The sequence below is a fragment of the Pseudomonas arabinosi genome (assembly GCF_047758675.1).
In the GTDB taxonomy this organism is placed as follows: domain Bacteria; phylum Pseudomonadota; class Gammaproteobacteria; order Pseudomonadales; family Pseudomonadaceae; genus Aquipseudomonas; species Aquipseudomonas arabinosi.
Map to the genome: position 1 here is coordinate 4,482,820 of NZ_CP180480.1, position 26,145 is coordinate 4,508,964.

The window sequence follows — 26,145 nt, forward strand, 5'->3', positions numbered from 1 at the left end:
GTGGGATGGGGGGCATATCCGTTTCTGCGGTGATGGCGACTTAGGGTTCCGCCCTTACCGCAGAAACGGATATACACCCAATCAAAGCCCCCTATCAGCCCTCGGCTCGCCTAAAGACCCGGGCCTTACGCCCACCCCTCAAGTCGCAACGTGGCCCTGACCAAACGTTGTTCCTCGCTTTCAATTTCCTTGAGGTTCTCGCAGATGCTCTGGATGTGCGCGATGGCCGCCTTGCGTGCTTGTTCCGGCATACGGCCGGTAACGGCGTTGTAGAGCCGCGCATGTTGACGGTCGATCTGACGTTTTTGCGGTTCGCGGTGATAAAGGTTGTTGACCGAGGCAAACACAGTGTTCAGCAGCAAATCCGTCAGCGAGCGCAAGGTTTGCACCAGCACCGGGTTGTGCGAGGCCTCGCAAATCGCCAGGTGAAACGCATGATCGAGTCGAGCGTGTTCGGACGCCTCCAGCGAACGGCTGTGGGCATCGATCAACGCCTCGTAGCTGCGGGTGATGAGGACGAAGTCGGCGTCGGTTCCGCGCAACGCCGCGAGGCGTGCGGACTCGCCTTCGAGCAGGCTGCGAACCTCGAACAGATCGTAAAGCGTGCGGGGTTGTGAGCTGAACAAGTGCATCAGCGGTGACGCGGCACCGTTACCCGAAAGGTCGGCGACAAAGGAACCTTTGCCCTGCTCTGTCTTGATAATCCCGCGAGCGCGCAACAGCTTTAGGCCCTCGCGAAGTGCCGTGCGGGAAACGCCGAGTTTTTCGGTCAGACGACGCTCCGACGGCAACAGTTGCCCGGTCTTGAGTACCCCGTCCACGATCAGCCGTTCGATGCGTTCACAGACCACGTCGGCGACTTGCGGATTACGGCTCGTTTCTGCCCTTTCCATCGACTCTCCAACTGGTATGACCAGTCTCACTACCAAAACCACAGATGTTCAAACACAAACATAAGCTTATGTTTTAAAACTGTTTTTTTGCACTAATTAAAAACCATCGAACAAAAAACTGGTTCGACCAGCCAAACAACACATAGACAGTAGAACGCCTCAGGCCAATCATGCAAGTCAGTGGTAAACGGACACAGACCTCCTATAAAAACAACTGAGGGTCGTCAACCGACTATGAACATTCTTTACGATGAACGCGTCGACGGCGTCCTGCCTGAGGTCGACAGAGCTGCCTTGCTGCAAGCCCTGCACACGCAGTGGCCGGATCTGGAAGTCCTTCATCAACAGGAAGAGCTCAAACCGTACGAATGCGACGGACTTTCTGCTTACCGCACCACGCCCATGCTGGTGGTGCTGCCGCGCCACATTGACGAGGTGCAAGGCGTGCTTCGGCTCTGCCATGAGCGGCAGGTCGCGGTGGTCGCTCGCGGTGCCGGCACCGGTTTGTCCGGCGGTGCCTTGCCGCTGGAAAAAGGCGTGCTGCTGGTGATGGCGCGTTTTAACAATATCCTGCACATCGACCCCGCCGCCCGCACCGCTCGCGTTCAGCCGGGGGTGCGCAACCTGGCGATTTCCCAGGCAGCCGCGCCGTTTGGCTTGTACTACGCACCGGACCCTTCCTCGCAGATCGCTTGTTCAATCGGCGGTAATGTGGCGGAAAACGCCGGTGGCGTGCATTGCCTGAAGTACGGGCTGACCGTGCACAACCTGCTCAAGGTCGACATCCTCACCGTCGACGGCGAACACCTGACCCTGGGTTCCCAGGCGCTCGATTCTCCGGGCTTCGATCTGCTGGCGTTGTTCACCGGTTCCGAAGGCATGCTCGGTGTCATCACCGAGGTCACGGTCAAACTGCTGCCCAAACCCCAGACCGCCAAAGTGCTGCTGGCGGCGTTCGATTCCGTCGAGAAGGCTGGCCGTGCGGTGGGTGACATTATTGCCGCCGGCATCATCCCTGGCGGCCTGGAAATGATGGACAACCTGGCCATTCGCGCCGCCGAAGACTTTATCCACGCCGGCTATCCGGTCGACGCCGAAGCCATTCTGTTGTGCGAGCTCGATGGCGTTGAAGCCGACGTCCATGATGACTGCGACCGCGTACGCCAGGTGCTGGAACAGGCCGGCGCCACCGAAGTGCGCCAGGCTAAAGATGAAGCCGAACGCGTGCGTTTCTGGGCCGGGCGCAAGAATGCCTTTCCGGCAGTGGGCCGTCTCTCACCGGATTATTACTGCATGGACGGGACGATCCCGCGCCGCGAGTTGCCCGGTGTGCTGCACGCAATCGCTGCGTTGTCGGCTGAGTACAGCCTACGGGTGGCCAACGTTTTCCACGCCGGTGACGGCAACATGCACCCGCTGATTCTGTTCGATGCCAACCAACCCGGCGAACTTGATCGCGCCGAAGCCCTGGGCGGCAAGATCCTCGAATTGTGCGTGAAAGTCGGCGGCAGCATTACCGGTGAACACGGCGTGGGCCGGGAGAAAATCAATCAGATGTGCGCGCAGTTCAATAGCGATGAGTTGACCGTGTTCCATGCCGTCAAAGCCGCCTTCGATCCGAGTGGTTTACTCAACCCCGGCAAGAACATTCCGACGCTGCACCGTTGCGCCGAGTTTGGCGCCATGCACGTTCACATGGGTCAGTTGCCCTTCCCTGAACTGGAGCGTTTCTGATGCGCAGCGAACACGATATCGACGACAGCGCCTCGCTGCTGGAGCAGGTCAACCAGGCGCTGCAAAACGCCACGCCGTTGCGCATTCAAGGCTCCAACAGCAAGGCCTTTCTTGGGCGCATCGTGGCGGGCGAAGTGCTCGACACGCGCAGCCACCGAGGCATCGTCAGCTACGACCCGACCGAGTTGGTGATCACCGCCCGCTGCGGTACCCCGTTGGCAGAACTGGCTGAAGTGCTGGACGCGGCGCAGCAGATGTTGCCCTGCGAACCGCCCTCCTTCGGCGACTGCGCCACCGTCGGCGGCATGATCGCCAGCGGGCTGTCGGGGCCACGGCGTCCTTGGTCGGGCTCCGTCAGGGACTTCGTCCTCGGGACACGGGTCATCACCGGCCACGGCAAGCATTTGCGCTTCGGTGGCGAAGTCATGAAAAACGTCGCCGGTTACGACCTGTCGCGCTTGATGGCCGGCAGCTACGGCTCGCTCGGCGTGGTCACCGAAGTCTCGCTCAAGGTCCTGCCCAAGCCGCGTCAAACCTTAAGCATCAGCCTGGAAATGGACAGCGATCGCGCCTTGCTGCGTCTCGCCGAATGGGGGCAACAACCGCTGCCGATCAGCGCTGCGTGCCACGATGGGCAGCGCCTGCACCTGCGGCTTGAGGGGGGCGAAGGCTCGGTGGCGGCGGCTCATGACCGATTGGGCGGCGAGTTGCTCGATGCTTCCTATTGGGATGATCTCAACGAACATCGATTGAGCTTCTTCGATGAGGACCAGGCACTTTGGCGCCTGTCCGTCCCTCACAACACACCTCGGCTTTCCCTGCCTGGCCGTCAGTTGCTCGATTGGGGCGGTGCACAGCGCTGGCTCAAATCCGACGCAGAGGCAACGTTCATTCGCTCGATCGTCGAAGAAGTCGGCGGGCATGTGACCTGCTATACCCATGGCCTGATCGACAGCCCGTTTCAACCGTTGCCTGCCGCATTGATGCGCTACCACCGGAACTTGAAGCAACAACTCGATCCCCGGGGCATCTTCAACCCCGGGCGCCTGTACGCGGAGCTTTGACCCATGCAGACCACCTTGAGCGAACAAGCCCGCCAGCTACCCCGCGCCGAAGAAGCCGAAAGCATCTTGCGCACCTGCGTGCACTGCGGTTTCTGCAATGCCACCTGCCCGACCTATCAATTGCTGGGCGATGAACTGGACGGACCACGGGGCCGCATCTACCTGATCAAGCAGGTTCTGGAAGGCAACGAAGTCACGCAAAAGACCCAACAACACCTGGATCGCTGCCTGTCGTGCCGTAACTGCGAAACCACCTGCCCTTCCGGCGTTGACTACCACAACTTGCTGGACATCGGCCGGGCGGTGGTCGATGCAGCGGTGCCGCGCCCACTCGGTCAGCGTTTGTTGCGCGAGGGACTGCGCAGCGTCGTGCCCAATCCTGCGCTGTTCAAAGGCCTGGTCAGCAGCGGTCAGGTGTTCCGGGCGTTGTTGCCCAACACCTTGCAGATAAAGTTGCCCCGCCGCGTCTATCCGGCCAAGCCGCGCCCGGTCACTCGCCACACCCGGCAGGTGCTGATGCTTGAAGGTTGCGTGCAACCGAGTCTGTCGCCCAATACCAACGCGGCCGCTGCGCGAGTACTGGATCGACTGGGGATCAGCGTCACGCCGACCCGCGAGGCCGGTTGCTGCGGCGCCGTGGATTATCACCTCGACGCGCAGGCAGCCGGCCTGGACCGCGCCCGCCGCAACATTGACGCGTGGTGGCCGAGCATTGAAAACGGTGCCGAGGCCATTGTGCAAACCGCCAGCGGTTGCGGTGCCTTCATCAAAGATTATGGCCACCTGCTCAGCACCGACCCGGCCTACGCCGAGAAGGCAAAAAAGGTCAGTGCCCTGGCCAAGGATCTGGTCGAAGTGCTGCGCGACGAGCCGCTGGAAAAACTCGGCGTCCACAGCGACCAACGCCTGGCCTTTCATTGCCCCTGCACCTTGCAGCACGCGCAGAAACTGGGTGGCGCGGTTGAAGCGATTCTGACCAGTCTGGGCTTCAATCTCACGCCTGTTGCCGACAGTCACCTGTGCTGCGGCTCCGCGGGCACCTATTCGCTGACCCAACCCGAACTGTCCCGACAACTGCGCGACAACAAGCTCAACGCGCTGGAAAGCGGACATCCCGAAGTCATTGTCACGGCCAATATCGGCTGTCAGTCCCACCTCGACGGTGCGGGCCGAACCCCTGTCAGGCACTGGATCGAACTGGTCGAAGCCGCCTTACCCTAATCGAGCACTGGAGAGTCCCCATGAAAAGCAAAGCCGTACTGAGCCAGACCGAAGTCAGCCAAATCCTCGCGGCGGCACGCACCGAAGCGCAGAACAACCAATGGGCCGTGACCATCGTGATTGTCGATGACGGCGGCCATCCTCTGGCCCTCGAGCGCCTCGACGGTTGCGCTCCGATTGGCGCCTACATCGCCACCGAAAAGGCCCGCACTTCGGCCCTGGGTCGGCGCGAATCCAAAGGTTATGAAGAGATGGTCAATGGCGGGCGCCACGCTTTTTTGTCCGCGCCATTGCTGACGTCCCTTGAGGGCGGCGTGCCGATCATCGTCGACGGCCAGGTGATCGGCGCGGTCGGGGTGTCCGGTGTCAAAGCCGAGCAGGACGCACAAGTGGCCAAAGCCGGCGCGCAATGCCTGAACTGAATTGAGCCGGGCGCGATTTAGCGCTCGATAACACTGTGTGATGGAGATGCAAAAAGTGACCGATTTCGTGATTTGCCAAGGCCTCACGGTCGCGCCTGTCTTGCAACGTTTCGTTGATCTGGACGTGCTGCCGGGAACCGGCCTGGACCCTCAAGCGTTCTGGAGTGGTTTCGCCGCACTGGTGCATGAACTGGCACCTATCAACCGCGCGCTGCTGGCTGAACGTGATCGCCTGCAAACCGAACTGGACTCCTGGCACCGCGCCCACCCGGGACCGGTGACGGACATGGCGGCTTATCGCAGCTTCCTGAGCGGTATTGGTTACCTGCAACCGCAACCCGCAGACGTCAAGGTCAGCACCGACAACGTCGATACAGAAATCAGCGTGCAGGCCGGACCACAACTGGTTGTCCCGGCCGTTAACGCGCGTTATGCGCTGAATGCCGCCAATGCGCGCTGGGGCTCGCTGTACGACGCACTCTACGGCACCGATGTGATTTCCAATGACGACGGCGCCGAACCGGGCCGGTCTTACAATCCCGTGCGTGGGGCGAAAGTCATCGCGTTTGCCCGTGGCTTCCTGGATCAGGCATTCCCCTTGAGCAGCGGTTCCCATGCAGAGGTGGCGCGTTACCGAATCGAAAACGGCACACTGGAAGCCACTTTGAATGACGGCAGCCAAACTGGTTTATCGAACGCCGCGCAGTACATCGGCTATCAGGGTTCACTCGCTGATCCCACGGCCATTTTGCTGAAAAACAATGATCTGCACGTCGAGATCCAGATCGATCGCCAGAGTGTGATTGGTCAGGTTGACGCTGCCGGCGTGAAGGACCTGCTGATTGAAGCAGCCCTCTCGACCATCATTGATTGTGAAGACTCGGTCGCGGCGGTCGACGCCGATGACAAGGTGCAGGTGTACCGCAACTGGCTGGGTCTGATGAAGGGCGACCTGAAAGAGGACCTGGAGAAAAACGGTAAAACTATCACGCGACGACTGAACCCGGACCGCGAGTACACCGCGGCCGATGGCAGCGCACTGTTGTTGCACGGGCGGTCGTTGCTGTTCATCCGCAACGTCGGACACCTGATGACCAGCCCGGCGATTCTCGACAAGGGCGGACTGGAAATCCCGGAAGGCATTCTCGACGGCGTCATCACTAGCCTGATTGCCCTGCATGACCTGCAACGTCGCGGCAACTCCCGGACCGGTAGCGTCTACATCGTCAAACCGAAAATGCACGGCCCTGCCGAAGTGGCCTTCGCCGAGCAATTGTTCAGCCGCATCGAAGAGCTGCTCCAGCTCGAACGTCATACCCTGAAAATGGGCATCATGGACGAGGAACGGCGCACCAGCGTCAACCTCAAGGCCTGCATCGCAGCAGCCTCCACACGGGTCGCGTTCATCAACACCGGTTTTCTGGATCGCACCGGCGACGAGATGCACACCGCCATGGAAGCGGGCGCGATGCTGCGCAAGGGTGACATGAAAAATGCCGCGTGGATCGAAGCCTACGAGCGCAACAACGTGCTCGTCGGTCTGGACTGTGGATTGCGTGGGCGAGCGCAGATCGGCAAAGGCATGTGGGCCATGCCGGACCGGATGGCCGATATGCTCAAACAGAAAGTCGCCCACCCGAAAGCGGGCGCGAATACCGCATGGGTGCCCTCGCCGACCGCCGCCACTTTGCATGCGCTGCATTACCATCAGGTCAACGTGCGCTCAGTGCAGGAGTCCCTTGAAACAACGGACTTCGGTGCCGCCAGCCCGGCACTTCTGGACGGCTTGCTCAGCGTGCCGGTCGTCACCACCCCATCCTGGTCGGCTGATGAGATTCGTCAGGAAGTCGAAAACAATGCCCAAGGTTTGCTGGGGTATGTGGTGCGCTGGGTCGAACAAGGCATCGGCTGCTCGAAGGTGCCCGACATCCATAACGTGGGGTTGATGGAAGATCGCGCGACCTTGCGCATTTCCAGTCAGCACATGGCCAACTGGCTGCGACACGGGGTGATCACCCAGGACCAGGTCGTCGAGATATTGCAGCGCATGGCGCGGGTCGTGGATGAGCAGAACGCCGGTGATCCGATCTACACACCCATGGCGTCGGACTTCGAGCAGTCAGTTGCATTTCAAGCGGCCTGCGCACTGGTGTTCGAGGGATGCGCACAACCCAATGGCTACACCGAACCGCTGCTGCATAAATTTCGGCGCGCGTACAAGCAGTCGAGGGCGTAAATAGAGGGCACTGAAACAGTCGGGCCGTATGGCAAACGGCCCGACGTTCGTTTTCGATCACTGCCCTTCAGCAAGCTTGATCTTCGGTGTCTGCAGAGCGCGCCAGGCAATCAATATCGCCATGAGTGCCAAGCCGAACGTCACCCACGAAGCCAGATTAATTCCACCCTCGAATGCACTTCCCGCCTGCGTCATCAGCTCTCTTGCCTGATCTCCTGACAACTGCACCGCTACATGATGAGCACCCGATAGCGTCTCACTCGCCAGCATCGTCTGAACCTCGCTCAAAAAGCCCGGAAGCTGCAATGCACCGCGATAGTAGGCAGTGACGAGACCACCAAGTACCGTCGTCCCCAAAACAACACCCACTTCATAGGCCGTTTCACTAATGGCGGACGCCGCACCCGCCCTTTCCGGCGGTGCTGCCGATAAAATCACATCGTTGGATACCGTCGCGATCGCGCCCACGCCGATGTTCAGCAAGGCAAAAGCCACCACCAGAACGGTCAGGCTGCTGCCGATGCTGGCGACCAACAAAAACGCCGCCCCAGCAAACGCCATCAGAATCGGTACCAGCACATGCACCGGTACTCGCCGCGCTACAGGCACGACGGCCATTCCCACTACGATCGCCATGATCTGACCAGGTACTAACGCAAAGCTGGCACTCAACGGGGACATCTGAAGGACGATCTGTAAGAACTGAGTGGTGAAGAACACAAAGCCGACGAGGAACGCGAGGCTCATCAAATTGATTAGTACGGAGCCGCTAAAGGCGCCACTTCGGAACAGACTCAGGTCCATCAGCGGCACAGGCAGACGTAACTGCCGATGCACAAACATCCACCCAGCAACCATGCCGATTACAAATGCTGTCAGCGCCATCCAGTCGAGACCATTACTGGCGCTGTGTTTAATGCCGTAAACGATGGCACTGAGGGCAACCATCGATTGCAGGATACTTAGCGGATCCAATGGCCCTGAACAGTCTTTCTCGGACTCGGGCAACAACACTGGTCCCAATACCAACAACGGCACCAATACGGGTATCGCCAAAAGGAAAATCGCCCCCCAGCTGAAAAACTCCAGCAAAACTCCACCGACCAAAGGGCCGAGTGCTGATCCTACCGTCAGCGTTGTTGCCCAGATCGCGACGGCGACTCTGCGCTCCTCTCGATCCAGAAACACCGAACGTATCAATGCCAACGTCGAGGGCATCAACATCGCACCGAAAATCCCCATGCAAGCTCGCCCGGCAATCAGTTGCATGGCGGTATCGGAGTAGGCGGTCAGCACCGACACAATGACAAAACCCAAAGACCCGGCCAGTAACAACTTTCGATGCCCGATTCGATCGCCCAGACTACCCATCGATACCAGTAATCCCGCCAATACCAGCGAATAAGCATCGATCATCCATAACTGCTGACTAGCGCTCGGACTCAGGGCCTCGGCAATCTTTGGTAACGCAAATCCAAGCACCGTATTGTCTACGGTCACCAGCAGTACTGGCAGCATCAGCACGGTTAGGGCTGACCATCGTTTTGATTTTGCTCTGTGTTGGGCTGTCTCACTTATTAACGGCATAGCTCCAAGCTCCTTATTACCTCAGAAAACACGGGACATTTTTCAATGCTTCCGTGAAACGAACCCTGCGCACTTCCATGGCGAGGGTTTAAGAAAGCAACTTTCAACGTAAGAAAAATTAACTTTTCTCGCGGGAAAGCAGAGCACTTCTATAATTTCGTCACATCAAAACTCAATCGGCTATTTGTTTCATATTGTTTGATGGCACTGATGGGCTGAAAGCCCTTTTCCGTCTGCCCCACCCCAAAAGCAAGCGCCCCAAACAATCTCGGGCGGAGGAAGCGCACAGATGACCCGTCTCACTGCGAAAGACTTTGCCCCGGAACTGCTCGAACTGTACGACTACTACGCCCACGGCAAGATCAACCGGCGTGAGTTTCTGGATCGGGCGGCGTTGTTCACCTTGGGCGGTTTGACCGCCATCGCGCTCCTCGCCGCCCTGAGTCCGAATTATGCGCTCGCCGAGCAGGTGGAATTTACCGACCCGGACATTGTTGCCGAATACATCACCTATCCATCCCCCAAGGGCAACGGGCAGGTCCGTGGCTATCTGGTGCGCCCGGCGAAAGCCACCGGCAAGGTGCCAGCGGTGGTGGTCGTGCATGAAAATCGCGGGCTCAACCCGTACATCGAAGACGTCGCGCGGCGTGTGGCCAAGGCAGGGTTCATCGCCCTCGCCCCTGATGGCCTGACGTCGGTGGGCGGCTATCCCGGCAACGATGACAAAGGCCGGGAGCTGCAGGCGACCGTCGACCCGGAAAAGCTCATGAATGACTTTTTCGCCGCTATCGAGTGGCTGATGAAGCATGACGCGACCACTGGAAAAGTCGGGATCACCGGGTTCTGCTACGGCGGTGGCGTCGTCAATGCGGCGGCCGTGGCTTATCCAGAACTGGCGGCTGCCGTGTCTTTTTATGGCCGACAGCCAGAGACCAAGGATGTCGCCCGCATCAAGGCGCCGGTGATGCTTCACTACGGTGAACTGGATACGCGCATCAACGAAGGCTGGCCCGCCTATGAGAAGGCATTGAAAGCCTCGGGCAAGACGTACGAAGCGTACATCTACCCCGGGGCCAATCATGGTTTCCACAACGACTCCACGCCACGATACGACGAGGCCGCAGCGAAGCTGGCTTGGGACCGGACGCTGGGGTGGTTTCGGCGGTACCTGGCTTAAGGGTGAGGTTGCTCGCCTGTCGCTAAATAGAGTTGGCGGTACGCGCCCACCAGTTGATCAAGGGTGAACGCGCGATTTCGCCCACTGGGATTGGGCAGGATCCATACCGAGGCATTGCCAAAGGTCTTTGGCTGAAGCCCCCATGCAATGTCTCGCTGGCCGGATAGCGCGCAATACGCCGCTTTACCGAGAAACGCCACAAAGCGTGGCGCATGACGCGCGATTTTTTGTTCAAAGTCCGCAGCGGCAGCGATGAATTCATGGGCAGACAGCTGATCCGCTCGCGCCGTCGGCCGATCCACCACGGCCGTTAATCCACACCGATACTGCAAGATCGTCCGATCGTTTTCCGGGCGCACCTCCTCAGGCGTAAAGCCGGCGAGATGCAGCGTGCGCCAGAAGCGATTGCCCCGGCCCGCAAAATGATGACCTTGGGCAGCGGCAGTCACGCCTGGATTGATCCCACAAAAAATCACGACTAGCCGTTCGGCAAGAATATCGTCGAGTCCTTCACTCACCGTAAACCTCACCCACCGCAAATCACGTTGACCGCACTGCGCGCAAGCTCGGTCAATTCAGCGCGGGATTTGCCCGCCCGCGCACGTATCGAAATGCTATGCAGCAGGGATGACGCGAGTACGGCAAGCGCTGCCGGATCGACATCGCCTTTCAACTCGCCGGAGTCGATTGCCGCTCGCAGACGCGTTTCGAGATCGGCATCGAGCCTGCTGAGCCGGTCCGACAGCACGTCGCGTATTTCAGAGTCCTCGACGGCTTCAGTCGTCGCTGTGCCAATCGCAAAGCAACCACGCGGCTGGCCGTCACCCGAGAAGTAGATCGACAACTGCCCTTCATAAAACCGCATCAACGCCTGGCTCAAGGTCAGTTCGTTGTCCGTCAGCGCCTCCTGCATGGCCGCAGCGGCGAACTCCCAATACTGCTCCAGCGCTTTGATATAGAGCGCGTGCTTGTCACCGAATGCCGCATAGAGGCTTGGGCGATTCATGCCGGCGGCCGTGGCGATGCTGTCCAGAGAAGCGCCGGAATATCCGGTACTCCAAAAAACATCAAGCGCCTGCAACAGCGCTGTCTGCGGGTCATACGCGCGTGGGCGGCCGCGGCCTTTCGCCTCTGTAATCTTTTTTTGTGCCATATCGTACAAAATCCTTGAAGACGGGTTAGTCAGGCGATATTCTTACACCATCGCACAAAATTAAGGAACCAGAAATTCCTTGGTTTGCAGGTTTGTTGTAGCGGAGCTCGAACTGGGTATTGCGGCGACGAAACAGAGGCGGCGGAGCGATCCTCCTGACCGCACACGGTATGGCTGTTTTTGTGGGTGTTAGCCCGACTTCCCGGTTAATAGGTGCATTCAATCATGACCAAACAGTTCGACATCCCAGCTACACAGACCTTCGAGCATCCAGCGCCGAACCCGTCTGACTTGCCCATCAAGAAGCCGTTAAAAGAGAAATTACGGCCAGTGCTGATGGTGGGTTTTCCTCTGCTCTTCGCTGCGGTGGGGTACGCCCACTATCTGGCGGGCGAGCCCTTTGTATCGACCGATAACGCTTACGCCCGGGTGGCAAAGGCATCGATCAACGGGCGCATTTCCGGGCAAGTTGTCGAGATCGCGGTCGAGGACAATCAGCCTGTTCATAAGGGCCAGATTCTGTTTCGGATCGACCCGAAACCGCTGCAGATCGCCGTTGACCGTGCACAAGCACAGCTGAGCGTCGCGCGGCTGCGCATCGATGGACTCAAGGCCAGTTACCGCCAGCAGCAGGCCGAACTGCAATCGGCCAAAGAATCGGCCGATTTCGACCAGCGGGAGTTTGCCCGCAAGAAAGCGCTGGTCGCTACCGAGTTCGTCTCGCGCGCCATTTACGAGCGCGCCGACACCGACCTTAAAGTTTCCCGGCAACGAATCGCGTCGGTCGAACAACAGATCGCCAGCACGGTCGTTGCCTTGAATGGCAATCCGAACATCGAAGCCGATAGTCACCCGTCGGTGCGCGAGGCCAAGGCTCAACTCGACGAGGCGCAGTTGTATCTCTCGTACGCGACGGTGTATGCGCCGGACGATGGCATCGTGGCCAAAGTCGACGACCTGCAGGTTGGCAACTATGTGAACAACGGCGCGCCAGCGTTTGCGCTGCTGTCCGATCGCGAGATTTGGGTTGAGGCCAACTTCCGCGAAACCGACGTGACCCACATGCGTCCAGGCCAGGAAGCGACCATCAGCATCGATACGTACCCTGATCGCGTTTTCAAAGCCCACGTGACCAGCATGAGCCCCGGTGCCGGATCGGACTTCGCCCTGCTGCCGCCTGAAAATGCGACCGGCAACTGGGTCAAGGTTGTGCAGCGGGTACCGGTCCGTCTCGAACTCGATGAGATGGACCCTGCCCTGCCCCTTTTCTCGGGCACCAGCGCCACGGTCAAGGTCGATACCGGGTATCGCACGCCTTGGTGGCACCCGCTCAAATCCCTGTTAACCGCAGGTAACTTCTGATGAACGCCAATCTTGCGGGACCTCAAGGTGCGCGGACGTTAAGGTTCGCCGCGTTGCTCGCCACCTACATGCAGTCGGCGAACCTGCCTTTGCCAAATGCGGTACTCAGGTTGATTCAGGGCAGCCTGTCGATGACCGACGACCAGGCTGGCTGGATATTCACCTCGTACCTCGCGGCCAGCGCCATCACTATGCCGATTGCGCAATGGCTCGCCGGGCGCTATGGCTTGAAGCGGGTTTATCAAGCCGCGCTGGCCGTCTTCGTCCTTGGCTTGCTGCTCGCTACGCAGGCAACGACGCCGCTGGAATTCGTTGGCGCGCGCATTGTTCAAGGCTTGGCGAGTGGCGTGCTGGCACCGCTGTCGATGGCGATTGCGCTGGAGACATTGCCACTCGAGAAGCGTGCGAAATTTGGCGCGACGTGGACGGCCATCGTGCTGTTCGGCATCGTCAGCGGCCCGAGCATCGGCGGTTGGCTCGGCGAACATTTCGGATGGCGCCCGATCTTCTACATCAGCCTTCCGTTATCGGCGTTTATCTTCCTCGCAATGGCGCTGTTGCTTGCCGAGAAAAAAGCCGAGAAACGTCCGTCGTTCGACTTCTTCGGTTTCGGCAGCTTCACGCTGGGTTTGATCAGCCTGCAAATGTTGCTCGACCGTGGTGAACGCCTGGACTGGTTTTCCTCGACCGAGATCTGGCTGGAAGCGATCGGCTGTGCACTGGGGCTCTACCTGTTCGCTGTGCATGTGCTGACCGCGAAGGTGCATTTCCTCAACAAGCGTTTGTTCAACGACCGCAACTTCGTGCTCTCGACAGTCATCTTTTTTGCCGTGGGTTTCGTGCTGTTGTCGACCATGGCACTGACCTCGCCGATGCTCGACGAGATTCTCGGCTACCCACCTGACACCACGGGTTCCCTGACGATTCCGCGCGGGATCGGCCTGGTCGGTGCGTTCCTGTTGATGGGCCGTGTGCCCGAGCGTTTCGACCGTCGACTGTTCGTGGCTGCAGGCGTCGCCGTGGTGATTTATGCCAACTGGCTGATGCTCGGCTATTCGCCATTGATGGACTGGTCGCCCGTGGCGGTGGCCGGTGCGATCCAGGGGATTGGCATCGGTATCTTGATGCCGTCGCTGACCAAGGTCGCGTTCAGCACGCTCGACCCGACGTTACGCCCGGAAGGCACCGGCCTGTTCAACCTGTCACGGGTGTACGGCAGCACCCTCGGCGTTGCGATTGTGCAGCTGTTCTTCTTCAACAATACGCAGGCGATGCACATGGCGCTGGCCAGTAACCTGACGCCCTATCGCGCCGCGGCGCATTCCGCGCCGACGTCCCTGCAAGCACTGGCGGGGCTCAATGAAATGATCACCGGCCAGGCAGCCTTTATCGCGGTGGTCGACCAGTTCAAGATTTTGATGTTCGCGATGCTGGTGGTCAGTCCACTGGTTGTCTTTCTTCGTAAGCCCGTTGCGACCAACTAGTTTTCGTGGAGTTTGCCCAATGAAATCCCATGCGCGCTTCATCAACAGACAGATGTTCAAAACCACGTTCGCTGCGGTGTCGGCTCTTGCATTCCTGACCGCCTGCACCGTCGGCCCTGACTATCAAATACCGCCACCGAGCCTGTCGCAGCACTACGATCAACAGGCCGAGCAGCGTCTCGGCCAAGGCGGCAACAAGCCCGGTGAACAGCACATTGACCTGGGCAAGAAGGTCAACGGTGACTGGTGGTCTGCGTTTCGGTCGCCGAAGCTCGACAAGCTTGTACGTCGCGCCATTGACGGCAATCTTGAGCTCGTAGCGGCAGACGCGACGATCCGGCAAGCGGCTTCCTTCGTCGCTGCGGCGGAAGGTGCGTTGTATCCGCAGGTCGACTTTGGCGCCCAGGCTGGCCGCCAACGGGTGCACACCGCAAAAGAGCCTTCCATCTCCAATTTCTATGCGATTGGGCCACGGGTTGGCTTCGACCTTGACGTTTTCGGTGGCAACAAGCGCCAGGTCGAACAACAGCAAGCGTTTACCGATCTTCAGAAGCATCGCTACGAAGCGGCGTACCTGACCCTGACGGGCGATGTCTCGAGTCAGGCGTTGTTGCTGGCCTCGGCCAACGCGCAGATGGCAGCCGTCGAGAAGCTGCTCGCCAATGACACAAAGAATCTCGAACTGGTGCGCATGGCGCACGCCAATGGCAGCACCACGCAGATCGATGTTTCGCTGGCCGAGACGCGGCTCGCTCAGGACCGCACGCTGTTGCCGCCCCTCGCCCAGCAGCGCGATTCGGCACGTCATGCGCTCTCAATTTTGACGGGCAAAGGCCCGGCTGACTGGATCGCACCTGACTTCACGCTCGCCGAGTTTTCCTTGCCGGCAAACGTGCCCGTCAGCCTGCCTTCCGAAATGGCCCACGACCGGCCGGACGTACGGCAAGCAGAGGCAGAACTGCACATGGCCAGTGCCGCGGTTGGCGTGGCGACAGCCAACCTCTATCCCCATGTCGAGCTGTCCGCGTCGCTCGCACAAGCGGCTTCAGGCAATGGCGGCGCTGCACTCTGGGGCTTCGCTGCGGGGCTGAGTGCTCCGATCTTCAATGGCGGAACGCTCAAAGCTGAACGTCAGGCCGCTGTCGACGGTTACAAGGCAACCCTCGCCGGCTACCAGCAAACCGTCATTAATTCGTTCGGTCAGGTCGCCGACACGCTGCAGGCCATCAATCATGACGCCGAGGAAAACCTGGCGCAGGAGGACGCGTTGCGAGCGGCGGAAACGAGCTTTCGGTTGAACCAACAAGCCTACGCGCAAGGCGAGAACAGCATTCTCCAGGTGCTGGAGGCGGAACGTGCTTATGAGCAAGCGTTACTGGGCCAAATCAGAGTGAAGACCGCGCAGTACCTCGACACGGTGCGGCTATACGTGGCACTCGGCGGTAATTCCGCTGGTGTGTTTGAGCAACGAGTGGCCAGTCGCGAAGACCAGAAACCTTCCTATCAGTAGCCCCAGACATTGGAGTAAAAGCTATGCCTTACGAATCATTTCACGATGCACTTCGAGATACCCGATTCCCTCTGATACACGGATCCGGTGAGATGCCAGCCGTTGGCTTTGGCACGTTGTTCAGGGATCTCAGCGTCACAACACAAGCGGTCAAGGCCGCGCTGGAAGCAGGATTTCGCCATTTCGATTGCGCAGAACGTTATCGAAATGAAGAGAGGGTCGGCGTTGCCCTGCAGGAAGTGATTGAAGCGGGTAAGGTCCGGCGCGAGGACGTGTTCATTACCACGAAACTGTGGAACACCAACCATCGTCCCGAGCGAGTTGAACCTGCTTTTGAGGCCAGTTGCCGACGGCTACAAGTTGATTACATCGATTGCTATCTGATCCATACGCCGTTTGCCTTTCAACCCGGTGATGATCAGGACCCAAGAGACGAGCACGGTCGAGTCATCTACGATTCAGGCGTGACGTTAATAGAGACCTGGCGGGCACTTGAGCGCTTGGTGGATGAAGGACGCTGCAAGTCCATCGGCTTGTCTGATATCACGCTGGAGCGGTTACAAGAGATTGTGGCAGTGGCCCGGATAAAACCCGCCGTCGTGCAGGTTGAATCCCACCCTTATCTGCCTGAATGGGAGCTGCTTGAATATTGTCAGCAGCATGGAATTATCGTCCTTGCGTTTGCGCCACTCGGCCATGGCATGGAGCCGAACGTACTGGAAGACTCGGTGATTACAGGGATCGCCAAGCGCGTGCAGAAGACCCCGGCTCAAGTGGCATTGGCCTGGTCGGTACAGCGGGGAGTCGCTTTCCTGACCACGTCTGCTACACCGAGTCATATTCAGGAAAACATTGATATCTCTACCCTGCCGCACAGGGCCATGCGTGAAATCAAGGAAGAGATTACGACCCGGATACGATTCAACTCAGTCATGGAAACGGGTGTACCTGGCTTTATTCCGCAGAAAAAGTGATACACCACGAGGGGGCGATCTGTTTGCAGGGCCGCCCTCTTCATCCCTACCCCTTGAGGCGGAAACGATGGACGTTTTCCAAACCATGCGTTTTTTTGTGGCGGTCGCTCAGAGCGGCAGCTTTACCGCGGCGGCTGAGGTGTTGGACACCACAACAACCAACGTTTCCAAAGCGGTCTCCAGCCTGGAGGCCAGGCTTCAAACTCGCCTGATTAACCGGACAACCCGACGCCTGGCGCTGACCGAAGCCGGTCTGCGCTACTTGCAACGCTGCGAGAAAATTCTGGAAGAGGTGCGCGAAGCAGATGAAGAAGCAGGCACCGCTCATACCCTGCCCGTTGGCCGGCTGAAAATTCACGCGATGTCAGCCATTGGCAACCATTACGTGATCGATGCCATCGCCCGCTATAGAGAGACTCATCCCTCGGTGATGTTTGATTTGACCCTGACCAACCGGCTCCCCGACTTGCTGGAAGAAGGCTATGACATGTCGATTGTCTTAGCCCGGGATTTACCCGATTCAGGGTTTGTCGCTCAGCGGCTCGGCATGACCTACAGCATCCTCTGCGCCTCGCCTGCGTACCTGAAGAAACGCGGACACCCCGAATCCCCGAGTGCGCTTGGCTCACATGATTGTCTGAGGATTGTGAATACCGTCATGCCGGCTGAAAACTGGGCATTTGAGGGGCCCGAAGGCATGGAAACCGTCAACATTCCGCTGTCTCCGTTGCACATCAACACCGCCGATGGCATGACCATCGCGATTACCAACGGGATGGGCATCGGCATTCAGCCGATTGCTTCGGCAGTCGACGGACTCAGGGCGGGCACGTTAGTGCGGGTACTACCCGACTATCATCTTGAAGAGCTGAATTTATTTGCAATCTACCCATCACGAAAATTCGTGGATGCAAAGATCAAGACATGGGTGGAGTTTCTTAAAAGTTATATTCCGGGTTTGTTGGCATCCGATGAAAAAATCACAGGAACACCCGGGAACCGATAACGACATTTGAAATCGTCAGTGCAGCAGGCATGGAGTGTCGACCCTCCATCTTCCACACAAGACTCAACCATTTGAACAGCCGGTCCCCATGACTTGATACTGCAGGATATGCCGTTGACCGTGAGAGTCTTCATACGTCATTTGCGCCGGGACTGGCCCGCACTGGTCAGGAATATCGGTCACCGCAATGACTTTCTGGATATCCAGTTTCGTATCGTAAGTGTAGGTTTCAACAGGCGTCTTGCTGTCCGCAGGAGTTGTATGGCTTTCGCCTGCAAAGGCCTGTGTACCTAAAACACCAAGTGCAAGAAACATCGCAAGTTTTGGGATTTTCATCGTATTCACCGTATCGTCAAAAGTTAACCTCGTGAGCGGGTTGACCCCGACTCTGTTTGCTCACTCGGTAGAGGCGATGCTAGGTGTTTACCCCTCCTTCAAACAGCGACCCACTGGACAAACACTGTTGCCAGATTCCGCATGAATGGAGAATTTCGAACAGACAACGCCAGGAAGACGATTAATGAGCTATACCCGCTAATCTCTCATTGCAGTTCTTCAGCACAGGAGGTTGGCAATGAAGCGCAGAAACTTACTTGCAGCGCTAATGGTCACCGCAAGCCTTTTCGGCTGCGCCACTTCATCCGCCCCTGGAGTGAGCGTTACTTTGGTTGCCACCCGGCAGAACACCGGTCAGATCGGCAATGTAACGTTGGCCGACTGGGGTAAAGAAACCGGGTTCAGTTTCTTCATCAGTGGTGCTCCAAGCGGAGCGTCTCTGCCCTTGCGCCTCTTTACCTTCATCAACAAGGGCAGCTGCCAGCACCCCGGGCCAGTCGCTTACGCCATGAATGATCGTGTCACCACCGAACGCCAGGCCATACGCGGCTGGGCTTTCTCTAGAAGCGCACCTGTCGCACTGCCGGTCCTGCTTTCCGGTGAGTACTCCATCGTCGTTCGAAGTGCACCGGACAGTGGCAACATCGATATTTTTTGCGGAGATATCAAGCAGAAAGGCTCAGGGAAATAGCCTCGGCGCTGGATCAAGCGCTTTCATGTCTCAATCACATCATCCGCCCAACTGATGGCCGCAACGACGGTCGGGAAACCGATCGTGCTGGTCAGTGAGATCAGCGTGTGACGGATCTGCTCTGGCGTAGCGCCCGCCTCCAGTGCCCGTCGGGTATGACTGTGCACCGCGCCCTCAGAACGGATGGCCGCCGCGGCACCGAGCTGGATCAGCTGGACAACGATCTCTTCCAGTGGACCGGTATGACGCACCGCCGTACCCAAGGCCTCCACGGCAGCCAGGTAATCCGGGTACTGCTGTTCGAGACGTTGGTAGGTGTTGTGCGCTTTCTTCTTTGCCATGGTTGTTTCCTCGCGTTGGAGGGCGATCAGTTCTCGCCTTTGCGCCCGAGTCATCAGGCTGCGATTTGCGAAACTTGCACACTGCAACAGTAGGCTACGCTTACAGCAGCTCATTGCACACGATGCTCGCGTCTGCAGGTTTTGGTTTGTTCTGGAGAGCGTCTGCAACAGCTATTTCAGACAGGCCCAAACAATTCACGCAGGACTACGTGATGACCGAGCCCTTCCTCAGTTTTGATCAACTCAAGCGTGCTGCCGCCTCCGGCGAGATCGATACCGTTCTGGTCTGCATGGTCGACATGCAAGGCCGACTGGTCGGCAAACGATTCCAGGTCGAGTTTTTCATCGACAGCGGCCATGAAGAAACCCACTGCTGCAATTACCTGCTGGCCGACGACATCGACATGGAACCGGTGCCGGGTTACGCCGCGGCCAGCTGGAGCAAAGGCTATGGCGACTTTGTGCTCAAACCCGACATGGCCACGTTACGACGGGTGCCCTGGCTTGAGTGCACGGCGCTGGTGCTCTGCGATGTGCTCGATCATCACCATCGGCGCGACCTGCCGCATAGCCCGCGGGCGATCCTGAAAAAGCAGGTCGAGCGACTGCGCGAACGTGGCTACACCGGCATGTTCGCTTCGGAACTGGAGTTCTATCTGTTCGACGAGAGTTACGAGGCGATCCACGAGCGCAACTACCACAAGCCGAAGACGGCCGGTCACTACATCGAGGACTACAACATCCTGCAGACCACCCGCGAAGAGCCGGTGCTGCGGGCGATTCGCAAGCATCTGCAGGCCAGCGGCATTCCCGTGGAAAACTCCAAGGGTGAATGGGGGCCGGGCCAGGAAGAGATCAACATCCGTTATGCCGATGCGCTGACCATGGCCGACCACCACGTCATCATCAAGCACGCCTGCAAAGAGATCGCGCAACTGCAGGGCAAGGCGATCACGTTCATGGCCAAGTGGCGTTATGACGCCGCCGGTTCCAGCAGCCACATTCACAATTCGCTGTGGGACAAGAACGGTAAAAAGCCGCTGTTCTTCGACGCCAAGGCTGAGTTTGGCATGTCGAAACTGATGCGTTCATGGGTGGCCGGGCAGCTTAAATATGCCAACGACATCACCTGTTTTCTCGCGCCCTACATCAATTCGTACAAGCGCTTTCAGGCCGGCACCTTTGCCCCGACCCGGGCGGTGTGGAGTCGGGACAATCGCACTGCGGGCTTTCGTTTGTGCGCAGAAGGCAGCAAATCCATCCGCATCGAATGTCGTATTGGCGGCGCCGACCTCAACCCTTATCTGGCCTTCGCCGCGTTGATCGCGGCGGGACTGGCCGGTATCGACGAGAAGCTCAGCCTCGCGCCGCCCTTCGAGGGCGATGCCTACGTCGACGAACACTTGCCTGAAGTTTCGAAGACCCTGCGTGAAGCTTGCGCCGCACTCCAGGGCTCGACCATGTTGCGCGAAGCGTTCGGCGATGAAGTGATCGACCACTACGTGCACACCGCCGAATGGGAGCAGAAAGAGTACGACCGGCGGATTACTGACTGGGAACTGCAGCGCGGGTTTGAGCGCTATTGAGACCGCCATCATGACTTCAACCATTCAACTGATCTCACCGGTCGATGGCCGGGTCTATGCCGAACGCCGCTGCGCCGATGCGGCGCAAATCGACCAGGCTTTGGCGGCGGCCGAAACTGCCCAGACGCAATGGAAACGCCGGCCACTGAGCGAACGCGCCGCCTTCTGCAGCGCCGCGGTGGACGCAATGTTGGCCATGAAGGCAGACATCGTGCCGGAACTGGCCTGGCAGATGGGTCGCCCGGTGCGCTTTGGCGCTGGCGAACTTCGCGGTTTCGAAGAGCGTGCCCGGCATATGATCGCCATTGCACCTGAAGCCCTGGCTGCGATTGAACCCACGCCCGTCGCCGGTTTTCGACGCTGTATCAAACGCGAGCCGGTGGGTACGGTGCTGGTTGTTGCCCCCTGGAATTACCCCTATCTAACGGCAGTGAATACGATCATTCCGGCGCTGATGGCGGGCAACAGCGTCATCCTCAAACACGCTTCACAAACGCTGCTGGTGGGCGAACGGTTCGCCGAGGCGTTTCGCCGTGCCCATCTGCCCGAAGGATTGTTCCAGAACCTGCTTCTGAGTCATCTCTACACCGGAGCGATCATTGCCTCTGGACGCGTGCAGCAGGTGAACTTCACCGGCTCGGTCGAAGCCGGCAAGGCCATGGAACACGCGGCCATCGGAGGTTTCCTCGGTGTGGGCCTGGAGCTCGGCGGCAAAGATCCGGCCTACGTCCGGGCAGACGCCAACCTCGAACATGCAGTGGAAAACCTGGTGGACGGTAGCTTCTTCAACTCCGGGCAAAGCTGTTGCGCCGTGGAGCGCATTTATGTCGATGAAAAAATCTACCCGGCGTTTGTCGAGCGCTTCGTTTCTTTGACCCGCCAATACGTGCTGGGCAACCCACTGGACGAAGCCACCACGCTCGGCCCGCTGGTGTCTCCGAACGCCGCTGATTTCGTTCGCGGGCAGATCGCCGATGCATTGACCCAAGGCGCTCGGGCGCTGATCGATCCAAAGGATTTTCCTGCCGACGCACCGGGCAGCGCCTACCTCGCGCCGCAAGTATTAGTCGACGTCACCCATCAAATGTCGGTGATGCGCGAGGAAAGCTTTGGCCCGGTGGTCGGCATCATGTCGGTGGCCAGCGACGACGAAGCCATCGCCTTGATGAACGACAGTGAGTTCGGGCTCAGCGCTTCCATCTGGACGCAAGACCTTGCCGCCGCCGAACGCCTGGGCGACGAGATCGACACCGGCACCGTGTTCATGAACCGCTGCGACTACCTCGACCCTGCCCTGGCCTGGACCGGAGTGAAGAACAGCGGGCGCGGCGTCACGCTGTCGCGACTGGGTTATGACAACCTGACCCGAGCGAAATCCTTCCATTTGCGCCACGAGATCTGAGCCATGAGCCTGACCGCGAACTGGAATTACCCCACAAGCATCCGCTTCGGTGTCGGCCGCATCGCCGAACTCGCCGAGATCTGCCGCAGCCAAGGGATCCAGCGACCGTTGCTGGTCACCGACAGTGGCCTGGCGCGCGCCCCGATCACCGCCGCAGCGCTGGACGCCTTGCGCGCTGCCGGCCTTGGCGTCGCGCTATTTTGCGACCTTAAGCCCAATCCGGTCGAAGCCAATCTGGCGGGTGGGCTCGACGCCTGGCGCGCCGGCAAACACGATGGCGTGGTCGCCTTCGGCGGCGGCAGTGGCCTGGACATGGGCAAGCTCATCGCCTTCATGAGCGGCCAGACACGACCGGTGTGGGATTTCGAAGACATCGGCGACTACTGGACCCGCGCGGATGAAAGCAGCATCGCCCCGATCATTGCGGTGCCGACCACGGCGGGCACCGGTTCCGAGGTGGGCCGTGCCGCGGTGATCATCGATGAGCGCACGCACACCAAACGCATCATCTTCCACCCGAAGATGATGCCGCGCGTGGTCATCAGCGACCCCGCCCTTACCGTCGGCATGCCGGCCAAGGTCACCGCGGGCACCGGCATGGATGCGTTTGCGCATTGTCTGGAATCGTATTGCGCACCCGGCTTTCACCCCATGGCCGAAGGGATTGCGGTGGAAGGGATGCGCCTGGTCGCCAATGCCTTGGTGCGAGCCGTACACACCCCCTCGGACCTGGAGGCGCGCGCGGAAATGCTCGCGGCTGCCGCGATGGGCGCTACCGCTTTCCAGAAAGGTCTGGGCGGGATGCACGCCCTCTCACACCCAGTGGGCGCCCTGTACGACACCCATCACGGCATGACCAACGCCACGTTCATGCCCTATGTCCTGAAGTTCAATCGCCCGGCCATCGAGGAACGCATCACCCGCCTCGCGGCTTATTTGCGTCTGCCCTCGCCCGGCTTCGACAGTTTTCTGGCCTTCGTCCTCAAGTTGCGCAAGGACATCGGCGTGCCCCACACGCTGGTTGAGCTGGGGGTGGATGACCGACAGGCCGACCTGATCGCGGACATGGCGATTGTCGACCCTTGCGCCGGTGGCAACCCGCTGCCATTGACCCGAAATGGCGCGGCAGAAATTTTCGAGGCGGCGTACCACGGCCGTCTGTAGAGCAGTTGTCTGTCCATGGCCAAGGTGCGAACGCGCAGCATGGGCGGGATTTATCCGCAAGAAACAGGAGCAGTACGACAAGGGGTTGAAGGCCAGCCCATCCGGCAACGTAAACCCGGATGGATGCGTATCAAAACCTGAAGGGGCACACAACATGAAGCCAGCAAGCCAGCCCGGCACAGCCGCGCCGCAAGACGATGACGTCAAGGTGCTGCACAGCATGGGCTATGCCCAGCAGCTCTCACGACGGATGGGCGTTTTCTCCAACTTTGCCATTTCCTTTTCGATCATCTGCATCCTCTCGGGTGGTATCAACTCACTCGCTCAGGGCACCTCAGGTGCGGGTGGTGCGTCAATCGGCATCGGCTGGCCAATCGGTTGCCTGATCTCCGGGGTTTTCGCCATGGCCATGGCGCAGATTTCCTCGGCCTACCCCACCGCTGGCGGCCTCTATCACTGGGGTTCGATTCTCGGTAACCGCTTCACCGGATGGCTGACCGCGTGGTTCAACTTGCTCGGGCTGGTCACCGTGCTCGGTGCGATCAACGTCGGCACCTATTACTTCTTTTTCGGCGCCTTTGGGCCGGCCCTGGGAATGGAAGACACCACCACGACCCGGGTGATTTTCCTGGCGATCCTGACTGGCCTCCAGGCCTTGTGTAACCACCTGGGTATCGGCCTGACGGCGAAGCTCACCGACTTCTCGGGCTATCTGATCTTCGCCACGGCGCTCGCGCTGACCATCGTCTGCCTGATCTCTGCACCCAGTTATGAATTTGCCCGGTTATGGACCTTCAGCAACTACTCCGGCGAGGCTGGCGGCAGCGTTTGGCCACAGGTGTCGAACGGCTGGATTTTCATGCTCGGTCTGCTGTTGCCGATCTATACCATCACCGGTTATGACGCCTCTGCGCATACCTCTGAAGAGACCCGGAATGCCGCCATGTCAGTGCCACGCGGCATGGTCATGTCGGTGGTCTGGTCGCTGCTGTTCGGCTGGGTCATGCTCAGTTCCTTTGTGCTGATGCTGCCGAACATGGACGAGGCGGCGAAGCATGGCTGGACCGTGTTTTTCTGGGCCATGGACACCCAGGTCAATCCGACTGTGAAGTTGGCGCTTTACGTGGCGATTTTCATCTCGCAGTTTCTTTGCGGGTTGGCGACCGTGACCTCGGTCTCACGCATGATCTTCGCGTTTTCCCGCGACGGCGGCCTGCCCTTCTCCAAAGCGCTGTCCTCGGTCTCGCCGACCCTTCGCAGCCCGGTGGCGGCGATCTGGACCGGTGCCACCCTCGCGGTGTTGTTTGTCTGGGGATCTTCGGTGATCTCCATCGGTGAAACGCCGGTCTATACCATCGTGGTGTCTTGCACGGTGATCTTCCTGTTCTTCTCCTTCGTCATTCCCATCATCCTGGGCCTGTTCACCTACGGGACGTCGAAGTGGCCAACCATGGGGCCGTGGAACATGGGACGCTTCTGGTACACAGTGTTCGCCCTCCTCTCGATCCTCTCGATGGTGATCATTTTCGTCATCGGCATCCAGCCACCAAACGAATGGGCGTTGTACATCACCATCGGTTTTCTGGTGTTGACGGCCATTGTCTGGTTCGGTTTTGAAGCCCGACGCTTCCAGGGTCCGCCGATTGGCGACATGATCGTCAAGCGTCAGGCTGAAATTGCGGCGGCGGAAGAGGCGTTGAACAAACGGGCTGGAAGTTGATCGCTAAAGATGAGTAACCTGTGGTGAGGGAGCTTGGTCCCGCTGGGCTGCAAAGCGGCCCCAAAAGGCAACACCTGTCTCGAGATCAGGCCCCATTTCTCATCCATAGGCCAATAGGACGCCGGTGCGGCAGGAGGCATGCAATGGAGCTGAAATTCAGTCACGTCGATGTACTGGTCAAGAACCTCGAAGAAGCCTGTGCGTACTACGCGCAGATACTCAAAGCCAGGATCTCCAAAACGCTCGTCTGGGAACGAGGTGGTCTGCACGTGCGCTACGCGATTGCGCTGATCGGCCAGGAGCGTTTCATGCTGGTACAGCCGTTGGCGGGGAACCTGAAGGAGCTATTGGACTCCTCGGGCGAGGGGATGATTTATCGCCACTGCTACTCGACACCGGACATCGAAAAGGCCTATGACGAATTGATGGACGCCGGTGTTCAACCAGAAGACGAAAACGGAAAACCATTGGCCCGCGCGAATCTGCAATCCCCGTCCGGGGCACGCATCATCTGGTTGCCCAAGCGCTTCGGGCACTTCTCTATCGAGATCCTGGAAGACAAAGCGCTGGAGGCATTTGTCGAGGCTGCATTTGCCTAAGTGATGTGGCGACCGGTGGAATCCACAGTCAATAGCGGTCATCCATTTGAGGACACTCGTACATCGAGCAAGGCATATTCCGCTTGTGAAAAAACTAAGGCTCCACACCTTCTTTCCGACGCACAACCTGTCCTTTTAGAATTACTCATTCATCTTTCACTCATTGCTGCCGATGTCCCTGACTTAGGGCATAGGAGCAATACAGATGAGAAACAACCAACCGGTTACGCAGCGCGAGGTTGCCCTTGGACCTCAACAAAAACTCATCTCAACAACGGATGCACGAGGCGTCATCACGTACTGCAATGACGCCTTCGTTGATATCAGCGGTTTCAACAAGTCCGACCTGATCGGCGCGCCTCAAAACATCGTTCGTCACCCCGACGTACCCTCCGCCATCTTTGCCCATATGTGGGGCGCGCTCAAGCTTGGCAAGCCGTGGATGGGCATCGTCAAGAACCGCTCCAAAAACGGCGACCACTA

23 protein-coding genes and 1 pseudogene are annotated in these 26,145 nt (G+C 59.0%); 18 read left to right on the forward strand and 6 right to left on the reverse strand.

Going from position 1 to position 26,145, the window contains the following annotated elements; translation table 11 throughout:
* Window positions 1–125: 125 nt before the first annotated feature.
* On the reverse strand, window positions 126–893 hold the full coding sequence (gene glcC, locus ACMXYJ_RS20815) for a transcriptional regulator GlcC (protein ID WP_415756710.1): 768 nt from the start codon (window positions 891–893) through the stop codon (window positions 126–128).
* A 234-nt stretch (window positions 894–1,127) separates the two neighbouring features.
* On the opposite strand from glcC, the gene glcD reads away from it, so the two are divergent.
* Genes glcD through ACMXYJ_RS20840 form a run of 5 tightly spaced genes read left to right on the forward strand, consistent with a single transcriptional unit; the run spans window position 1,128 to window position 7,570 of the window.
* The gene (gene glcD, locus ACMXYJ_RS20820) at window positions 1,128–2,627 is read left to right on the forward strand and encodes a glycolate oxidase subunit GlcD (protein WP_415756711.1); all 1,500 of its coding nucleotides are present in this window, start codon (window positions 1,128–1,130) and stop codon (window positions 2,625–2,627) included.
* Entirely contained in the window at window positions 2,627–3,691 is a 1,065-nt protein-coding gene (glcE, locus tag ACMXYJ_RS20825) for a glycolate oxidase subunit GlcE (protein WP_415756712.1), read from the forward strand. The genes glcD and glcE overlap by 1 nt, the downstream gene beginning before the upstream one ends.
* A gap of 3 nt (window positions 3,692–3,694) precedes the next feature.
* Window positions 3,695–4,912, forward strand: coding sequence for a glycolate oxidase subunit GlcF (gene glcF, locus ACMXYJ_RS20830; RefSeq protein ID WP_415756713.1), 1,218 nt, complete (start codon window positions 3,695–3,697; stop codon window positions 4,910–4,912).
* Between the two features lie 20 nt (window positions 4,913–4,932).
* Window positions 4,933–5,334, forward strand: a complete 402-nt coding sequence (locus ACMXYJ_RS20835) for a heme-binding protein (protein ID WP_008157093.1) — start codon at window positions 4,933–4,935, stop codon at window positions 5,332–5,334.
* A 55-nt stretch (window positions 5,335–5,389) separates the two neighbouring features.
* The gene (locus tag ACMXYJ_RS20840) at window positions 5,390–7,570 is read left to right on the forward strand and encodes a malate synthase G (RefSeq protein WP_415756714.1); all 2,181 of its coding nucleotides are present in this window, start codon (window positions 5,390–5,392) and stop codon (window positions 7,568–7,570) included.
* Window positions 7,571–7,627: 57 nt separating this feature from the next.
* Here ACMXYJ_RS20840 and ACMXYJ_RS20845 read toward each other — a convergent pair whose 3' ends face one another.
* Window positions 7,628–9,157: an MFS transporter gene (locus tag ACMXYJ_RS20845; protein WP_415756715.1), complete on the reverse strand. Its 1,530-nt coding sequence runs from the start codon at window positions 9,155–9,157 to the stop codon at window positions 7,628–7,630.
* Window positions 9,158–9,446: 289 nt separating this feature from the next.
* Here ACMXYJ_RS20845 and yghX point away from each other — a divergent pair, with 289 nt between their 5' ends.
* Complete coding sequence (gene yghX, locus ACMXYJ_RS20850) at window positions 9,447–10,334, forward strand: YghX family hydrolase (protein ID WP_415756716.1); 888 nt, start codon at window positions 9,447–9,449, stop codon at window positions 10,332–10,334.
* Here yghX and mug read toward each other — a convergent pair.
* Together mug and ACMXYJ_RS20860 are read right to left on the reverse strand one after the other, a co-directional pair.
* Window positions 10,331–10,852, reverse strand: a complete 522-nt coding sequence (mug, locus tag ACMXYJ_RS20855) for a G/U mismatch-specific DNA glycosylase (RefSeq protein WP_415756717.1) — start codon at window positions 10,850–10,852, stop codon at window positions 10,331–10,333. The genes yghX and mug overlap by 4 nt on opposite strands.
* A gap of 8 nt (window positions 10,853–10,860) precedes the next feature.
* Entirely contained in the window at window positions 10,861–11,487 is a 627-nt protein-coding gene (locus tag ACMXYJ_RS20860; protein ID WP_415756718.1) for a TetR/AcrR family transcriptional regulator, read from the reverse strand.
* Window positions 11,488–11,712: 225 nt separating this feature from the next.
* On the opposite strand from ACMXYJ_RS20860, the gene ACMXYJ_RS20865 reads away from it, so the two are divergent.
* The 5 genes from ACMXYJ_RS20865 to ACMXYJ_RS20885 all read left to right on the forward strand — a co-directional run bounded on the left by ACMXYJ_RS20865 (window position 11,713) and on the right by ACMXYJ_RS20885 (window position 17,823).
* Window positions 11,713–12,849, forward strand: a complete 1,137-nt coding sequence (locus ACMXYJ_RS20865) for an HlyD family secretion protein (RefSeq protein ID WP_415756719.1) — start codon at window positions 11,713–11,715, stop codon at window positions 12,847–12,849.
* The gene (locus ACMXYJ_RS20870) at window positions 12,849–14,333 is read left to right on the forward strand and encodes a DHA2 family efflux MFS transporter permease subunit (RefSeq protein ID WP_415756720.1); all 1,485 of its coding nucleotides are present in this window, start codon (window positions 12,849–12,851) and stop codon (window positions 14,331–14,333) included. The genes ACMXYJ_RS20865 and ACMXYJ_RS20870 overlap by 1 nt, the downstream gene beginning before the upstream one ends.
* Window positions 14,334–14,352: 19 nt before the next feature.
* Entirely contained in the window at window positions 14,353–15,843 is a 1,491-nt protein-coding gene (locus tag ACMXYJ_RS20875; RefSeq protein ID WP_415756721.1) for an efflux transporter outer membrane subunit, read from the forward strand.
* A 23-nt stretch (window positions 15,844–15,866) separates the two neighbouring features.
* A complete protein-coding gene (locus tag ACMXYJ_RS20880) occupies window positions 15,867–16,817 on the forward strand; it encodes an aldo/keto reductase (protein WP_415756722.1) in 951 nt (316 codons plus the stop codon).
* 67 nt (window positions 16,818–16,884) lie between these two features.
* Window positions 16,885–17,823, forward strand: coding sequence for a LysR family transcriptional regulator (locus ACMXYJ_RS20885; RefSeq protein WP_415756723.1), 939 nt, complete (start codon window positions 16,885–16,887; stop codon window positions 17,821–17,823).
* A 63-nt stretch (window positions 17,824–17,886) separates the two neighbouring features.
* Here the strand turns inward: ACMXYJ_RS20885 and ACMXYJ_RS20890 are convergent, their stop codons facing one another.
* Entirely contained in the window at window positions 17,887–18,159 is a 273-nt protein-coding gene (locus ACMXYJ_RS20890) for a DUF2790 domain-containing protein (protein ID WP_415756724.1), read from the reverse strand.
* A gap of 238 nt (window positions 18,160–18,397) precedes the next feature.
* On the opposite strand from ACMXYJ_RS20890, the gene ACMXYJ_RS20895 reads away from it, so the two are divergent.
* Complete coding sequence (locus ACMXYJ_RS20895; RefSeq protein ID WP_415756725.1) at window positions 18,398–18,850, forward strand: hypothetical protein; 453 nt, start codon at window positions 18,398–18,400, stop codon at window positions 18,848–18,850.
* A 23-nt stretch (window positions 18,851–18,873) separates the two neighbouring features.
* Here ACMXYJ_RS20895 and ACMXYJ_RS20900 read toward each other — a convergent pair whose 3' ends face one another.
* On the reverse strand, window positions 18,874–19,191 hold the full coding sequence (locus tag ACMXYJ_RS20900; protein WP_056745235.1) for a carboxymuconolactone decarboxylase family protein: 318 nt from the start codon (window positions 19,189–19,191) through the stop codon (window positions 18,874–18,876).
* Window positions 19,192–19,403: 212 nt separating this feature from the next.
* Between ACMXYJ_RS20900 and ACMXYJ_RS20905 the strand changes: the two genes are divergently transcribed.
* The 6 genes and pseudogenes from ACMXYJ_RS20905 to ACMXYJ_RS20930 all read left to right on the forward strand — a co-directional run.
* Window positions 19,404–20,777 carry a glutamine synthetase family protein gene (locus ACMXYJ_RS20905; protein ID WP_150657348.1) on the forward strand — a complete coding sequence of 458 codons (1,374 nt, stop codon included), beginning with the start codon at window positions 19,404–19,406 and terminating at the stop codon, window positions 20,775–20,777.
* Window positions 20,778–20,787: 10 nt separating this feature from the next.
* Window positions 20,788–22,179 carry an aldehyde dehydrogenase family protein gene (locus ACMXYJ_RS20910; protein WP_415756726.1) on the forward strand — a complete coding sequence of 464 codons (1,392 nt, stop codon included), beginning with the start codon at window positions 20,788–20,790 and terminating at the stop codon, window positions 22,177–22,179.
* 3 nt (window positions 22,180–22,182) lie between these two features.
* Window positions 22,183–23,343 carry an iron-containing alcohol dehydrogenase gene (locus tag ACMXYJ_RS20915; protein ID WP_056745249.1) on the forward strand — a complete coding sequence of 387 codons (1,161 nt, stop codon included), beginning with the start codon at window positions 22,183–22,185 and terminating at the stop codon, window positions 23,341–23,343.
* Window positions 23,344–23,497: 154 nt separating this feature from the next.
* On the forward strand, window positions 23,498–25,063 hold the full coding sequence (locus tag ACMXYJ_RS20920; protein WP_415756727.1) for an amino acid permease: 1,566 nt from the start codon (window positions 23,498–23,500) through the stop codon (window positions 25,061–25,063).
* 143 nt (window positions 25,064–25,206) lie between these two features.
* On the forward strand, window positions 25,207–25,662 hold the full coding sequence (locus tag ACMXYJ_RS20925; RefSeq protein WP_415756728.1) for a VOC family protein: 456 nt from the start codon (window positions 25,207–25,209) through the stop codon (window positions 25,660–25,662).
* A gap of 205 nt (window positions 25,663–25,867) precedes the next feature.
* Window positions 25,868–26,134 (forward strand): annotated as a pseudogene (locus ACMXYJ_RS20930) (PAS domain-containing protein); the annotation flags it as partial.
* Between the last annotated feature and the right edge of the window lie 11 nt (window positions 26,135–26,145).

Bases quoted from the DNA above. Each gene is read 5' to 3' on its own strand.
- glcC (WP_415756710.1), bottom strand. From the start codon at position 893: ATGGAAAGGGCAGAAACGAGCCGTAATCCGCAAGTCGCCGACGTGGTC.
- glcD (WP_415756711.1), top strand. From the start codon at position 1,128: ATGAACATTCTTTACGATGAACGCGTCGACGGCGTCCTGCCTGAGGTC.
- glcE (WP_415756712.1), top strand. From the start codon at position 2,627: ATGCGCAGCGAACACGATATCGACGACAGCGCCTCGCTGCTGGAGCAG.
- glcF (WP_415756713.1), top strand. From the start codon at position 3,695: ATGCAGACCACCTTGAGCGAACAAGCCCGCCAGCTACCCCGCGCCGAA.
- ACMXYJ_RS20835 (WP_008157093.1), top strand. From the start codon at position 4,933: ATGAAAAGCAAAGCCGTACTGAGCCAGACCGAAGTCAGCCAAATCCTC.
- ACMXYJ_RS20845 (WP_415756715.1), bottom strand. From the start codon at position 9,157: ATGCCGTTAATAAGTGAGACAGCCCAACACAGAGCAAAATCAAAACGA.
- yghX (WP_415756716.1), top strand. From the start codon at position 9,447: ATGACCCGTCTCACTGCGAAAGACTTTGCCCCGGAACTGCTCGAACTG.
- ACMXYJ_RS20860 (WP_415756718.1), bottom strand. From the start codon at position 11,487: ATGGCACAAAAAAAGATTACAGAGGCGAAAGGCCGCGGCCGCCCACGC.
- ACMXYJ_RS20865 (WP_415756719.1), top strand. From the start codon at position 11,713: ATGACCAAACAGTTCGACATCCCAGCTACACAGACCTTCGAGCATCCA.
- ACMXYJ_RS20870 (WP_415756720.1), top strand. From the start codon at position 12,849: ATGAACGCCAATCTTGCGGGACCTCAAGGTGCGCGGACGTTAAGGTTC.
- ACMXYJ_RS20875 (WP_415756721.1), top strand. From the start codon at position 14,353: ATGAAATCCCATGCGCGCTTCATCAACAGACAGATGTTCAAAACCACG.
- ACMXYJ_RS20880 (WP_415756722.1), top strand. From the start codon at position 15,867: ATGCCTTACGAATCATTTCACGATGCACTTCGAGATACCCGATTCCCT.
- ACMXYJ_RS20885 (WP_415756723.1), top strand. From the start codon at position 16,885: ATGGACGTTTTCCAAACCATGCGTTTTTTTGTGGCGGTCGCTCAGAGC.
- ACMXYJ_RS20890 (WP_415756724.1), bottom strand. From the start codon at position 18,159: ATGAAAATCCCAAAACTTGCGATGTTTCTTGCACTTGGTGTTTTAGGT.
- ACMXYJ_RS20895 (WP_415756725.1), top strand. From the start codon at position 18,398: ATGAAGCGCAGAAACTTACTTGCAGCGCTAATGGTCACCGCAAGCCTT.
- ACMXYJ_RS20900 (WP_056745235.1), bottom strand. From the start codon at position 19,191: ATGGCAAAGAAGAAAGCGCACAACACCTACCAACGTCTCGAACAGCAG.
- ACMXYJ_RS20905 (WP_150657348.1), top strand. From the start codon at position 19,404: ATGACCGAGCCCTTCCTCAGTTTTGATCAACTCAAGCGTGCTGCCGCC.
- ACMXYJ_RS20910 (WP_415756726.1), top strand. From the start codon at position 20,788: ATGACTTCAACCATTCAACTGATCTCACCGGTCGATGGCCGGGTCTAT.
- ACMXYJ_RS20915 (WP_056745249.1), top strand. From the start codon at position 22,183: ATGAGCCTGACCGCGAACTGGAATTACCCCACAAGCATCCGCTTCGGT.
- ACMXYJ_RS20920 (WP_415756727.1), top strand. From the start codon at position 23,498: ATGAAGCCAGCAAGCCAGCCCGGCACAGCCGCGCCGCAAGACGATGAC.
- ACMXYJ_RS20925 (WP_415756728.1), top strand. From the start codon at position 25,207: ATGGAGCTGAAATTCAGTCACGTCGATGTACTGGTCAAGAACCTCGAA.